9 protein-coding genes and 2 pseudogenes are annotated in these 13,355 nt (G+C 50.7%); 2 read left to right on the top strand and 9 right to left on the bottom strand.

Annotation, left to right across the window (positions count from 1 at the left end; all coding sequences use genetic code 11):
* Nucleotides 1-10: 10 nt before the first annotated feature.
* The 9 genes from dhaL to EHN13_RS03945 form a co-directional block, all read right to left on the bottom strand.
* Nucleotides 11-643 carry a dihydroxyacetone kinase subunit DhaL gene (dhaL, locus tag EHN13_RS03985; protein WP_005122292.1) on the bottom strand — a complete coding sequence of 211 codons (633 nt, stop codon included), beginning with the start codon at nt 641-643 and terminating at the stop codon, nt 11-13.
* Nucleotides 644-654: 11 nt separating this feature from the next.
* Complete coding sequence (gene dhaK / locus EHN13_RS03980) at nt 655-1,725, bottom strand: dihydroxyacetone kinase subunit DhaK (protein WP_048211439.1); 1,071 nt, start codon at nt 1,723-1,725, stop codon at nt 655-657.
* Between the two features lie 276 nt (nt 1,726-2,001).
* Complete coding sequence (locus tag EHN13_RS03975) at nt 2,002-4,113, bottom strand: hypothetical protein (protein ID WP_124020930.1); 2,112 nt, start codon at nt 4,111-4,113, stop codon at nt 2,002-2,004.
* A gap of 38 nt (nt 4,114-4,151) precedes the next feature.
* Nucleotides 4,152-6,011, bottom strand: a complete 1,860-nt coding sequence (locus tag EHN13_RS03970; RefSeq protein WP_124020929.1) for an STY4199 family HEPN domain-containing protein — start codon at nt 6,009-6,011, stop codon at nt 4,152-4,154.
* A 395-nt stretch (nt 6,012-6,406) separates the two neighbouring features.
* Entirely contained in the window at nt 6,407-7,681 is a 1,275-nt protein-coding gene (locus EHN13_RS03965) for a Glu/Leu/Phe/Val family dehydrogenase (RefSeq protein WP_005122303.1), read from the bottom strand.
* Between the two features lie 322 nt (nt 7,682-8,003).
* Entirely contained in the window at nt 8,004-8,972 is a 969-nt protein-coding gene (locus tag EHN13_RS03960; RefSeq protein ID WP_124020928.1) for a Csu type fimbrial protein, read from the bottom strand.
* 13 nt (nt 8,973-8,985) lie between these two features.
* Nucleotides 8,986-11,271 carry a fimbria/pilus outer membrane usher protein gene (locus EHN13_RS03955; protein WP_124020927.1) on the bottom strand — a complete coding sequence of 762 codons (2,286 nt, stop codon included), beginning with the start codon at nt 11,269-11,271 and terminating at the stop codon, nt 8,986-8,988.
* 55 nt (nt 11,272-11,326) lie between these two features.
* Nucleotides 11,327-12,049: a fimbrial biogenesis chaperone gene (locus EHN13_RS03950; RefSeq protein WP_048211445.1), complete on the bottom strand. Its 723-nt coding sequence runs from the start codon at nt 12,047-12,049 to the stop codon at nt 11,327-11,329.
* Nucleotides 12,050-12,063: 14 nt separating this feature from the next.
* On the bottom strand, nt 12,064-12,594 hold the full coding sequence (locus EHN13_RS03945) for a Csu type fimbrial protein (protein WP_048211446.1): 531 nt from the start codon (nt 12,592-12,594) through the stop codon (nt 12,064-12,066).
* A 199-nt stretch (nt 12,595-12,793) separates the two neighbouring features.
* On the opposite strand from EHN13_RS03945, the pseudogene EHN13_RS03940 reads away from it, so the two are divergent.
* Nucleotides 12,794-13,155, top strand: a pseudogene (locus tag EHN13_RS03940) (transposase); the annotation flags it as partial.
* Nucleotides 13,153-13,254, top strand: a pseudogene (locus tag EHN13_RS24080) (integrase); the annotation flags it as partial. The pseudogenes EHN13_RS03940 and EHN13_RS24080, both read left to right, overlap by 3 nt.
* Nucleotides 13,255-13,355: the final 101 nt, after the last annotated feature.

Here is a 13,355-nt window from a genome sequence, read left to right as displayed (position 1 = left end):
CGTTTTATCCTTACTCTCTGGACGCCTGAGCCAACATTTGCATCATAAACATAACGGACGTTGCGCCGGGGTCCTGATGCCCAATGCTACGCTCACCAAGGTAGCTGGCGCGGCCTTTGCGCGCCTGCATCGTGATGGTACTTTGCGCCGCGGCTTCTGCCTGGGCGCTTGCCGCCTCCAGAGCGGCCTGTACGCTCAGCTTTTGCTCGCTGGACTGGCGTAAAGATTCGACGACAGGCACCCAAACGTCGCACATGGTTTTGTCACCCGGTTCGGCTTTACCACGACTAATGACACCTTCTGCGCCATCACGCATCATCTGATACAACTCGTCAACCGTCAGACTTTGATGGGCCTGAGTGACCTGCGCGGCGCGGATGAAAAAGGTGCCGAACAGCGGGCCACTGGCACCACCGACGCTTGAGAGCAGTACCATCCCGGTATTTTTCAAAATAAAACCGATATCTTTATCCGCAATGGACGGGAGCTTTTCGACCACTTTACTGAAGCCGCGGTGCATATTCAGACCGTGGTCGGCATCGCCGATTTCCCGGTCAAGGCCGGTAAGAAAATCGCTTTCGGTGGTGAATATTTCGCCGCAGCGATAGAGCCAGTTAACAATTTGTGTTCTGGTGAGGGACATCATGAATCTCCTTATTTACCCCAGTTGAGTGCAGGGGTGTGAACCGGTGCATCCCATAAGCTCAGCGTTTCGTCATCCACTTGTAGCAGGGTGATTGAGAAACCGGTCATGTCCAGAGAGGTGCAGTAAGAGCCAATCAGGTTACGTTCGATGACAATACCGGCATCCTGGCAACGGCTTTCAAGGCGGTTATACACGCCGAAGAGCTCAGACAGCGGTGTCGCACCGAGATTATTGACCAGCGCAATCACGCGATCGCCGCTCTGTAGCGCGCGTTTGCTTTCTTTCCCTTCCTGCCATGCGCCCTGAAGGTGATCCCAGTGACGCAGCGTACGACTGTAGTTGCCGTTTTCCAGCAGGGTGTCAAACATTTCATCCACAGTTTGATCAAGCGAGGAGAATGGACGGCGGTCAATGCCGGGTTCGCCGTGGATACCGACGCCAAACTCCATTTCGTTGTCCTGCAGGGTGAATGACGGTTGACCGGCCGCCGGAACGGTACAGGCACCAATGGCAATCCCGATGGAATGACCCTGATTGTTCAACTGGCGCCCCAATGCCGCGCAGGCATCCAGTGAGTCACCGCGTTCAGCGGCCGCACCGACCAGTTTTTCAATCAATACAGTATTTGCCACACCGCGACGACCGGCGGTGTACAGACTGTCTTTCACCGCCACGTCATCATCCACAACCATCGTGGTGACTTTGACGCCGCTTTCATGCAATAGCTCGGTTGCCGTTTCGAAGTTAAGAATGTCGCCGGTGTAATTTTTGATTATCAGCAGTACGCCTTCGCCGCCATCAATTTGCATGGCGCATTCAAACATTTTATCCGGCGTTGGCGAGGTGAAAATTTCACCCGGACAGGCACCGGAGAGCATACCCTGGCCAATGTAGCCGCAGTGCATTGGCTCATGGCCGCTACCACCACCGGAAAGCAGCGCCACTTTGCCCATCACTGGCGCATCTGCGCGAGTGACATACACCGGGTCCTGATGCAGTGCCAGAGAAGGGTAGGCTTTTGCCAGCCCGGCGAGTTGTTCGTTCAGTACGTCTTCAACACGGTTGATCAATTTTTTCATTGTTTATGCTCCGCAGACAGTCCTGAGATGGCTGCACATATCAGGCAGACATCTGATGTAGGGTATCGGTTTGTACAGCGCCACGGCGACCTCTCGCTGCCGATAAGGTAATTTTGCACACGGGTAGTCAAAAGAAAATTGATGTGATTGGCGTTTCAATACGGAACATTAGCATCTGGTAATGTTCCGTATTGAAACGTATTGGTGCATAAAACAGCGGAAGTGAGAGATGCGGCAAGGTTTATGCTGACGGTATTGTGAATAAAACGTTATTCCTTACTCTTCTTTGCCATTAAAATCGAAAAACCAGAACAGGATAAAACCAATAAAACCAAAAATTAGCAGAATAGCCAGGGTATAGACTTCGTATCGTGCGGCATCTGCGGCAATCGCCTGCAATTTGTCCATTGCCGGGGCTGGCTGCTCTTTGAATAGCATGAGTTGCCATTCATAAAGGTTTGTTGTTTTTATCTCTTTAATCGGTTCCCAAATATGGTTAGCCGCCGCGCCGAGTGCTAAAGCGGAAAACAGTGCGCCGTAAATACGTTGACGTTTTTCCTGACGCTGACTAATCGCCTGGCGCATGAGCTGATCCAATTGCTCTATCTGCGCCATGAGCTCCTGGCGCTGTTCAGATAATCCCCACTGCCGCGAGAGATCGTCACTCAGCTGGTTATGCAGGGCATCGTTGCCGACCAAAGCACCTTTATTCATGGCTTTTAGCGCCTGGGCCTTGGTTTCCAGCATCATTTCGGACCAGTCAGATAAACGACGAATTTTTCCCTTTCGGTTGTGAATTTGCTGCGATTCGAGCAGATCCTTGAGCCACTGTTCAATCTGTTGGGCAGAGTTCGCCAGAAAATTTTCATACTCATGGCTGACATCCGCTACTGAACTGGCCGCTTTAATCAGTATTGCCAGATGTTTATCCTCTTCTTCGCGACAGAAGAATGTGACGCCATGACGGTGAGCGACGACCAGAATATTGCTGTACCACTGGCTGCTGTACTCGCTGGCGGGGGGGAGATCCGCAGGGCTCCGGACGACGCGCGTGCTATCGCTCTGTGTTGCCAGCCAGGCATGGAAAGTGGGGGTATCGATCATACGCATCAGCGGGACTATCGTAATATCACCGCCCTCCGGGATGCGATGCTGATAGACACGAATGCATTTACCCTTTGTGCGGCAATCAAGTTCGGGTAAAGCTATTGGCACAATGGCGTTATCCAGGTAACGGGTAAAATAATTTTCCCAGATTGCGGGTAAAACGTCTTGTTGCCAGGTCAGTTTCGAGCCTGGCTCTCCGGGCGCAAGCTGCTTCGGTGCCGCAATTAGCGTCATTCTGCCTTGATCGTCGTACCAGGGTTGGTTTGGTGCTCCTGGGATTAGTTTATCGCTTCTGGCCAGGCGATAGCTTTCGAGAAAACGCGGAGTATCGTGCGGCCGTAACCCTTGCCAGGCCGCATCTTCACGCTGTTCCAGAGCGGACCACAGGGCATCAAGGCGCGTCCCCTGAATGGGGTTGAGCGAAATAACGATATCATTGCCCGTGCCCACTTCTCGCGGGCGATAAATGGCCAGCAGCCCAAATCCATTGTGCGTCCAACTGCGTTCTTTGTCGCAGCGCGCGAGAATTTTCAGCATCCCGGAAGGGAGCGTTTCGGTGATAAACAGTGCATCAACCACCGTTTGCCGCCGGCCTGTGCCGAGGTCCAGCAGGAGTTGGCAGGTCACCGAACGCTTGATAACGTGTTGGTAAATCTGTTGCTCATACGCCAGACTTGCGACCGCACTTGCATAACATTGCGTGTGCATGGGCATAATGCCTGCGGTGGGGTCTGGGTTGGCTATTATCATATCGCTCAACAGGCGCAGGCAGGCCAATATGTGGTGGCGAACAACGGGAGTATCATCCATGGATTGCTCGCACAGGCTGCTATGCGCGAGTGCGGATAACAAGCACGCGGCAGAACGCGTCGTATCATCACCGTCCAGATAAATACCGCTTTCCCATGCGGTGACGTATTCCAGCCACGGATGTGTTGATAGCGACAGCGAACCAGCGGCATCGAGATGGTTCAAAAACAGCAACAGCGTAAAACAGGTATCCAGAGAGAAATCTTCGATAACGATTCGTTGTATTCCCTGGACACTTGAGAGTTTACTGCGCCATATAGTCCATTGACGATCGTCGGCATTTGCCACCAGTTCACTCACCGAATTGTAGTGACCTGCACGGTATCCTTTGTTATTGAGCGCGACACCCTTTTGGCTTTCCGTATCATTGCCGTCGCCCAATCCGATCAGCAGGCCGCCTGCCGGTGCATCACGCTGCGACGGATTGAACTCGAAAGTAAACTGCGGCCATGCATTGTTGAATGCGAACATATAATTCTCTTTCGATGGATGTGTTGTTGTATCGCTCATTATTTGACTACGTTATAAATGACCCGTTGTGAGCGACTCCAGTTATCGTCAATCGCAATATTGGGTTCATGGTTTTCTTGTTTCACGCAGTAGTTCTTAACCAGGCTTTTTAACTCTGCCTCGTTGAGTGTGCCGAACATCAGACGCGTATTCAGTTCTTTCAATAACACATCGTGGAGTGAATAGGTGGTAGGTCTTTGCAGTGAAAACTGCGCCGCATCAGCCAGTAAGTCACGCGCATTATCGGCCATCAAACGGCGTTCACAGCGACCCGCAGGTTCATTTTTGGCCATTTCTTCATCGTAAGCTTTCTTCTGGGCTTTCTCAAAATTAAGCGCTCTGTCCAGTTCCGCTTTAATACCCTGAATATCCTTGGCAGAAGAACAGAATGTTTTTAAATAACGAATCTGTATGGGGGTCAGCGTGCCATTCTGGTTCGTTTGCTGACGTAATTTACCGGCCATTCTGAGACAACCGTTTTTTTCATCCATCAATGATGCTGATTGTAATAGGGCATTCAACGTTTCCTGGCGATCTTCCTGTAATGCGGCTTCGGCATAATACAGTTTCCAGCGCATGCCTCCGGCAAGAAACAAATTGACAACCTGGGTATCACCGCGGTCGATAGCGGCGCGAAGATTTTTTTCATCCCAGGCAATGCCGATATTCGCCAGTTCTTTACGCGGATCGCTACTGGTTTCTTTTTTCGCACCGGCAACCGTTTTACCCACTTCCCCGAGATCGCTACGGATGGACTCCGTATTCACCAGCGTCTTGGTTGAGGTTCCGAAAGTCAGTACCGAACCAACAATAATGACGACGATACCGCCCAGCACCCAGGCCACTCGATTGCGAATGATGCCCGTTTCCATTTTGATTTTTCCAATATCCTGAGCCTGAGCCGCCAGGTCATCCTTTATTCCCTGAACGTCACCGCCAAGATCGTCAATTTTTTGGGCGGTCCGTTCGAAATAGCGCGCAACCTCAGCATTGCTGTCATCAAAAAAACGATCAGGGTTAACTTTTACCCGACCTTCATCGAAGGCCTCCTGTACCGGCTCAGTAATTTCTCGGTAATAGTAATTCACCAATGTTGTTTGGACGGAGGTTACCCGCTTATGATGCGCCAGACGGTTGCGAATTACGCGAATATCGTCAAGAAAGGTATTCAGTGTTCTACGTTTATCGTTAACAAAGCTGAGCAAAGGGGTATATTGATAAAGTGGAGAATAGTGGATGGGATATTCGTCTTTATCAATAAACAGTGAGGCGAGTTCACTGAAAAGAGTACCGCTCAATACGTCATCACGATCGGCAACGTTCAGCCATTTTTTTACACGTTCCTGACCAAATAATTTGTTTAGGTGCTCAAGTAGGGCTTGTTGGTTATTGTACGCTTCATTAATTAAACTACGAATGGTCAACTCTAATGCCCGTACCTGCTGCAAACTACGTAACTGCTTTTCTTCGTCTTCGTTATTCAGCGTCGTTGAGTAAGTTAATTGAGGCTGTTTTTCTCGCAAATATTCGAGCTGCCACAAAAAACGCAACGCGGCAATGGTCAGATTTCTGTCGGCAGGCTGGCCATCTGTATTTCTGCCGAGCCATTTGTTCAAGGTGCGTAGTGCCGCAAGAAAGCTCGCCATTTCCTGCTCGTTATAGTTAAAGCGGGCCGCTACACTGTTCCAGTTGCCCAATTTCTCTCGGGCTTTATCAAGTGAATCATAAAACGTATCAGGCGAGAGTTGCGTGGGGGCTGGCATGCCCAGCAGGGATAAGATTTGTGGAAATGCGCTGTCGAAAAGAGACAGGCAACGAGTAAAATCGTTGTGCTCAGAAGCAGATGAATGATCGACCATTATATTCTCACATGGTTATTCGCTGAGTTTTCCCGGCCCGATCTAATCGCACTGTGTCAGGCAACTTTCCCTGCAGCCAGAATGCCATAATTCGACAATTATTCGGGATTTTTAATCAGTTCGTCAATATATATGGCGGGCGTAATATTGGTAGTAGACATTGCGGCCAATAATGCGTTGCTATGGGTTCTTAACGCAAATTATGGTTGCTGCGATGGGATTTAATGTTTATTGGCTAACAAACCGCGCAGATATTGGGTAAGTAAAACGCAGAAAGCGGGGCGGATGAATCAGGCGACTACACGCCAATAATGCCACAAATAATGCCGCATTATTGGCGTAACTCACGACTGGCGTTTATCGTCGTTCAAAACGTTGACGTATCTGCCGTCGTATTATCCCGGATAAATACCACGGTCCTTACGTGCCAGCAGGATACGCTCGCAGGCCACAATATAGGCAGCAGTGCGCAATGAGCAGGATTTCTCCGCCGCTTTCTCCCACACATGAACCATCGCATCGGTCATGATTTTATCCATGCGATTGTTGATCTCTTCTTCGCTCCAGAAGAAACTGGCCATGTCCTGAACCCATTCGAAGTAGCTGACGGTGACGCCGCCTGCGTTACATACGACGTCAGGTACCACGATGATACCGCGGCTTGCCAGCATATCATCGGCATCCGGGTAAGTTGGGCCGTTAGCGCCCTCAAGCACCAGTTTGCAGGTCAGTATTTCTGCACGTTGACGGGTAATCTGTCCTTCCAGCGCGGCAGGGATCAGGATATCCATCTCCACGCTCCAGAAGGCTTCGCTGGCGATAGTTTCCGCCCCCGGGAAACCGGCAATCTGTTTGTGCTCCAACTGCCAGGCGGTCAACGCGGTCATGTCGATCCCGGTGGTGTTAAACAGGGTGGCAGTGTGATCCTGAATGGCAACGACGCGTGCGCCAGCACTGGCGAACAGGCGAGCCGCTTCACTGCCGACATTACCAAAGCCTTGTACCGCTACGCGCGCGCCTTCAACGTCGATATTGGCACGACGAGCCACTTCCAGACCGCTGACGAACACGCCACGACCCGTTGCTTTATCACGACCCAACGAACCGCCAAGGTGGATAGGTTTACCGGTGACCACGCTGGTTACGGTGGTGCCGTGGTTCATGGAGTAGGTATCCATCATCCATGCCATCACTTTGCCGTTGGTGCCGACATCCGGCGCTGGAATATCTTTTTGCGGCCCAATGATAATGCCGATTTCGCTGGTATAGCGGCGGGTTAAACGCTCCAGTTCACCTTCGGACAGCGAGAATGGGTCGACGCGAACGCCACCTTTGGCACCGCCGTACGGCAGGTTCAGTGCGGCACATTTGATGGTCATCCAGGCGGAAAGGGCCATCACTTCATTAAGATCAACATCAGGATGATAACGCACACCGCCTTTTCCCGGGCCGCGAGAGAGGTTGTGCTGTACACGATATCCTTCGAAATGGCGGATAGTGCCGTCATCCATCTGCACCGGAATATCGACAATTAGCGCGCGTTTCGGGTGGCGCAGGGTATCCACCCAATGGGATAGTTCGCCCAGGTAAGGGGCCACACGCTCGATTTGTTGCAGGTAGGTATTCCAGGCAGATGTGCTGCTATCTGAAGCGTAAGATAACTTATCCATGATAAACCTTAGTTATAAAAGTAATATGTTCTTAATTTGGCCGTGGTATACAGTGGATCTCACCATATAAACTTAAATTTAACATTTTTTTCAAGAAACGGCCTGTCCTCCAGCCCTCTAATAGCCATATAAAAAATATGTGAATTAAGCGTTAAGTGAATAATTATCTATTGATTTTGCGAATGTTTGCGATCAAGTAGCAATTCAGGCATTTAATATGCATCGTGCATGAGAATGACTATTTGTCAGATTTATGATGCACCTCTAAAAGTAAACAATATGATAATTATTTGTGTTTTCTTGATTGCATTTTAGCGGCGCGTCAGTAGGTCACTGAGATAGTGACGGTGTCCGCATAGTTGTCGGGGGTGTAGTTCGCGCTGGGAACGGTGGCATACACCGAATATGGCGTAGCGGAGCCGGTGCCAGTGCCTGTAACGGTATTGAGCGGGGTGTTGCCCCACACTGTGCCGGAAGGCCCTGGCGTTGAGCTGAGCTGATAGGGCACTTTATCGCTGTTTGCCCCCGTTCCGCTCATCACACCGTTGCCTGCAGTATTGCCGTTGGAGGGTTGCAGTCCAATGGTATAAGGGGTGTTATTGGTGCATGCCACCCCGATGGTATTTGATGCTGTCGCATTGCGCTGAGTTGCCTTCACCGGGGTAAAACTAATGTTAGTGGCCGATGTGATATTGCACTGTTTGCTGACAGTGGCTGATACGCTGAAGGGAAGTCTGGCGGCAACGGTATCACCGCACGTGGTGGGCGGAATAACTAATCCAGGGTTGAGGGTGATAAGCGCCGTGGCTGCCGTATAGCTGTCCTGATAGCTTCCGGGGACTGCTGAAGTTTGCGGCGTGACGAGCTGGGCGGATACTGTCAGTGAACCGGTCACTGGGAGCAAATTGAGCAAGTTAAGTTGTACCATGGGAACCGAGGTTCCGCTCTGATACTGACTCCCCCAGATTTTACTGTGCCCGGCGTCCTGATATAGCTGATAGCTCAACGTTCTGGAAGGTGTTCCGCTTAACGACATATTCCGTGTTGCCACCTGACCGCTGACGCCCGATGCGCCAATATTAAAACAGAGGTTAATCCCCGCCAGTACGTCGGTCACTTCTTTTGCACAAGTCCAGGTAAAGGTCATTGAGGTCGTTGCGCCTGATGATGACAACGGGTCCACTGCACCAAAACTAATTGGTTGGACGTTACTGACGGAGCAGGTGACCGCATGACTTATCCCTGGACAGACGAGGAGTGCAGCGATAAACAGCAACTGTCTTAATTTCATGAATGAACTCCTGCTATTGTGACCGACATTCCAGCGGGCCTATTTGTACAATCCCCTTTGCATTGGCGGGATAATCGAATTGTGCGTTACAGCTACCAGTATCTGTGTCAACGCGTAACCTGTTGTGCTGTTCCAGGCTGTCAAACCAGGCCATTCCATCGAATCCGACGACGGATGACTGGCCTGCGCCGTTAGTGATATATGCCATGCTGCCCTCAGAAATGGCCTTACCCTGTTCATTAACGAGAGTAACCTGCGCGGCGCGTACGGGAGTGATACCAAAACTGACCAGGGTTCCGGAGCGATCCGCCGGCGTTGCATTGGCTTCAACGCGGGCGATCCGCATATTGGCGGGTAGATCCATGGGGTCAATACTGATTTGATTGTTTTGATAGCTATTGAGTGACGTGACCAGCAGCAGACCCTGATCGTCGCTGCGACCGACAAGGTTGTTTTGCAGCTTGACTGGCACGTCCGGAATGCCGTCTGTTGATACGACGGCAAAACCATTGTTGATTTCCCGAGCCGCGAACAAACCTCCCCCCATCGCAACTAGGGAACCGGTCGCACCAGCATAACCGTAGTGGTTGTCGGGCAGGCGGCTAAATCCGGTGTAGGCTTTTCCGAAACGGCCCAAATACCCGACTTCTCCCTGGCCGCTTTGCCGGGAGGCTTGCTGGCTGGCAGCGACGTTCCATCCCCAGCCGCCGTCACCCGGTGGCGTTTGGCTGGCATTGATCTGGTAGCCGGTTTCATTATTGGTATGTTGTACGGTACTGCTGGCGCTCAGATTACCGCTGGTGGTGACCGTCACCATCAGGTAAACGCTGCGATCGCGGGTGTCGTCAATATTCTGGTTAAATCCGGCATTGAGTGAGATGTTTTCGGTGACGGATTTGAACCAACTGGCGTTGGCGTAGCGTACCGCGCTATCGTGCGGATAGCGAAACTGCAGGTAACTCAGGCTGACATTGCCGGCTGACGCCATTGCATAACCTATTACCGTATTGCTGCTCAGCGAGGGTGGCGGCTCACCATAATGGGTCGCGACATCACGGTAGTCACCCGACGTCGCCGTTGTGCTGGTGCTGAAATTAAACTGTTCACCTGACCAACGGTAACCAACACTGTACAAAAATCCACTTTTCCCTGAGTCCGTACTGGCTGCCAATGCGGTGGACACTGTGCCGCTGCGTGGGCCGGGAACCCAGTCATTGCTAAAACCTGCGTTAATCAACCCATCACTGGTTTCCGCGTGTGTACCTGCAGTAAAGGTGTTACTGAATCCCCGACGCCAGGTCCCGCTAAACACAGGGGCACTGGCATAATCAAATGAGGCGTAACCGTAATTCTCTCTTACTGCGCCTAATTCCGCTGACCAGGCTGTTAGCCCTTCTCGCAGGAGTTGCTGATCGTTGTAGAACGAGAAATTTTGTACTGTCGTTCTGCCCAGCGCGTCGGTCATCATCACCTGACCGGTCCCTGCGCCACTGATATTAGGCATGGTGTTGATTTGAAAACTTCCGGCCGGAACCTCCCCGTTGTAGTACTTAACCCCATTGACGTACAACTCAACGTTTGAAGGAAGCGTGGCAGAACCAAGATAGGAGGGAAGCGGGGTGGTTGGCATGTACGGCTGTAAACTAAAATCGGTTCCTATCTGGATGCCGCCAATGCGGGTCGGTCGGGACCAGGTGAGCGAGCTTGTCAGGGTATCGCCAACGTTTATCGCCAACATATTTTCCGGAAATGACGTGCGCCAGCGGGTGTCCATGCGGTAGAAGGCATTATCTGCGTTGGGCGCGGTGGAATATTGAGTCAGTTGGGTTGTGCTTAACACCCCTAAGCCATTAAACGCGCGCAACTCGCTAAATGTGTTGGCGCTGGTTTCATCTCCCTGCTGAGCATAGACATCGTAATTGAGTAACGCCCCACGTGAGTTTGATGCTATTGGTGTCGCTTCGCCGGTCGGGTTCACCTGCGTGGTGGCAAGATCAAGGGAACTGAGCGGCACAGTGAGCGCCAGAGTTTGTTGTTCGACGTTGTAGTCAATGCTCAGTTGGGCAATATCGTTCAGGCTGACGGTGGCAGCCGCATTTTGCGGTAAGCGAAAACCCAACTGTCGTAGGGTATTGGCGCCAGCATAGAGTTTTTCATTCTCATAGCCAAAATGAACCAAGCCGACAGGGTTTCCATTCAGGGTCACGTCGAGATATAAATCGATGCCCGCAAGAGGTGTTGTGTCGCCAATAATTCCACTGTTTGTCTGGTTATTATTGACCGCGTGAGCTGAAACCATTCCAGATAATAATGCTCCATTGAGTAAGCAACATTTCACCAGAAGCAAGGATCTCTTAGAGATCTTGTACTGTTTTTTGGCCATTAACTGTTACTTCAACTTTACCGCCATAATGGGTATCGCTGGCGGACGTGGATAATATCCACCGCATTGTTGAGCCCGGAAGAACATAGCCTAATAGTCCCGGCGTAATGACCTTTTTCGCACCATTATGGTTTATAAAGGTTGCCGCTGATAATTGCGCATGACCATTTCCCTGATTACTGACTTCAAGAAATTTTTTGCCGTCAAGTTGCTGTAATTTCCATTGCAATTTGGCCTGGGTTTCAGCCTGCGCCGTTGGTTGAATAAACACTGGTACGGAATAATGCAGCACAAACTGAAGTTTATTTTTTTGTAATTTTGCTGGCGGTAATTCGTCAATTGATAACCGATAGGCATCTTCGGTATGTGTCGATGGCGGGCCGGTGCGAATAACACGAATCAACTGGCGTTCGCCAGGGGCTAACGCCAGCATCGGCGGGCTGATAACCAGCCCCTGAGAGGGAGACAGCTTATCGCCATAAGCGCTTTGGCTCCAGCGAAAGACCCGAACCTGGGCATTCAGCACGTTTTCTCCGGCATTGCTTAGCCAGATCCCATCGGCATTTTGCGACGCTTGCAGCGTTAATGTAACTGGGGCAACCTGCAATCCGCTGGCTGTCGCCGAATTTACGCTCATAGCCGCTCCTAACAGGCATGCGCAGGCATACTGCTGTACAGGCAGTTTTACTGTCATCTGTGTTCCTGAATTTAGTAGTTAACGTTTACCGTTACGGTGTCGGCATAGTCGTCAGGTGTGAAGTTCGCGCTTGGCGCGGTGGCATATACGGTAAAACTCTGTAGAAGCCCAGTTCCCTGGGATGCAACACCATTTCCTACCGTGGTGGCGGTGGCCGTATTCCCCCAGACCGGTCCTGTTGCTGATGTTTGGTTCAGCTGGTAAGGCACTTTATCGGTATTGTTTGCTGCATTTGCGACAGAGGACATGGCTCCGGACCCCGTGGGTGTCCCGCCGTTGGCCGCTGAAGGTGCCAGGCCAATAAAGTAGGGGGTGGTTTTTGAGCAATTAATTGAAATTGTGTTGCTTGCGCTGGTATTTGTCGCAGTGGTATTCACGGGACCGAGAGTAATATTTGAAGCCGACCCCGCAGTGACGGTACACGCTTTTTGTATCGTCATCAGTACCTGAAATGTCCCGCTTGTAGACGCTGCGTTTGCCGCCGGAATAATGGAAAAGGCGCCGCAAAAAAGAATTAAGCGTTTGTCGAAGACTAGAGCCATATCCTTCACCTTTTTCAAATAACCACATTTTTGCTTTAAAAAAACAATAATGTGACACAAGAAGACATGAGTTAACCCTAGAATAAGTATTAGACGTACGCCAGTTGATCTCATGAATTTTACTTAGAGAAAAGGTGATGTCGTCGACAAAAAAATAATACCAACGGGTGAGTATGTCGTTTCTTTTTTATGCTACTCAAAAGTATGCCGTGGGGTCGCTATTTCGGAGGCCAGCTATTACAACTGGAAGGCAAAGTATGGCGGGATAGAAGCGGCCGATATTAAAAAATTCAAAGACCTTGAGGATGAGAATCGACGTTTGAAACAAATGTTTGCCGACCTGAGTCTGGAAAATCTCACGTTAAAAGACGTCATCGAAAAAAAGCTTTAAAACCAGCGATAAAGCGTGAGCTCGTCAGCTATCTGACGGCACAATTTGCCATGAGTTTACGCCAGGCCTGCAGGACGTTATCGTTGAGCAGGACGGTGTATTTTTATCAGCCCAATACCGGACGTGAAGAACCAGTGATCCATGCGCTGACTGAGCTGGCAGAACGCTATAACAACGAGCGGCCTCATGAATCCCTGAACAACCTGACGCCGGAAGAGTACCGGCTGATGGCTGAAAAACCGGAAATTTCAAAAAATGCGTGGAACTAAAACAGGTGTGCTTACAATTGCACTTACCAGCGTGCTCAATTTTAGCTGCGTTTCTAAGGTGCTGACACGGTCGCTATGAAAACAAAAATCCACGCAGCTGC

Origin of the sequence: Citrobacter youngae (genome assembly GCF_003818115.1) — a bacterium.
Taxonomy (GTDB): domain Bacteria; phylum Pseudomonadota; class Gammaproteobacteria; order Enterobacterales; family Enterobacteriaceae; genus Citrobacter; species Citrobacter youngae.
This window is presented reverse-complemented; position numbering and strand designations above follow the sequence as displayed.

What these genes read in the sequence shown, in the direction of transcription:
- dhaL (WP_005122292.1), bottom strand. Translation starts at nt 643, where the DNA reads ATGTCCCTCACCAGAACACAAATTGTTAACTGGCTCTATCGCTGCGGC.
- dhaK (WP_048211439.1), bottom strand. Translation starts at nt 1,725, where the DNA reads ATGAAAAAATTGATCAACCGTGTTGAAGACGTACTGAACGAACAACTC.
- EHN13_RS03975 (WP_124020930.1), bottom strand. Translation starts at nt 4,113, where the DNA reads ATGTTCGCATTCAACAATGCATGGCCGCAGTTTACTTTCGAGTTCAAT.
- EHN13_RS03970 (WP_124020929.1), bottom strand. Translation starts at nt 6,011, where the DNA reads ATGGTCGATCATTCATCTGCTTCTGAGCACAACGATTTTACTCGTTGC.
- EHN13_RS03965 (WP_005122303.1), bottom strand. Translation starts at nt 7,681, where the DNA reads ATGGATAAGTTATCTTACGCTTCAGATAGCAGCACATCTGCCTGGAAT.
- EHN13_RS03960 (WP_124020928.1), bottom strand. Translation starts at nt 8,972, where the DNA reads ATGAAATTAAGACAGTTGCTGTTTATCGCTGCACTCCTCGTCTGTCCA.
- EHN13_RS03955 (WP_124020927.1), bottom strand. Translation starts at nt 11,271, where the DNA reads ATGGTTTCAGCTCACGCGGTCAATAATAACCAGACAAACAGTGGAATT.
- EHN13_RS03950 (WP_048211445.1), bottom strand. Translation starts at nt 12,049, where the DNA reads ATGACAGTAAAACTGCCTGTACAGCAGTATGCCTGCGCATGCCTGTTA.
- EHN13_RS03945 (WP_048211446.1), bottom strand. Translation starts at nt 12,594, where the DNA reads ATGGCTCTAGTCTTCGACAAACGCTTAATTCTTTTTTGCGGCGCCTTT.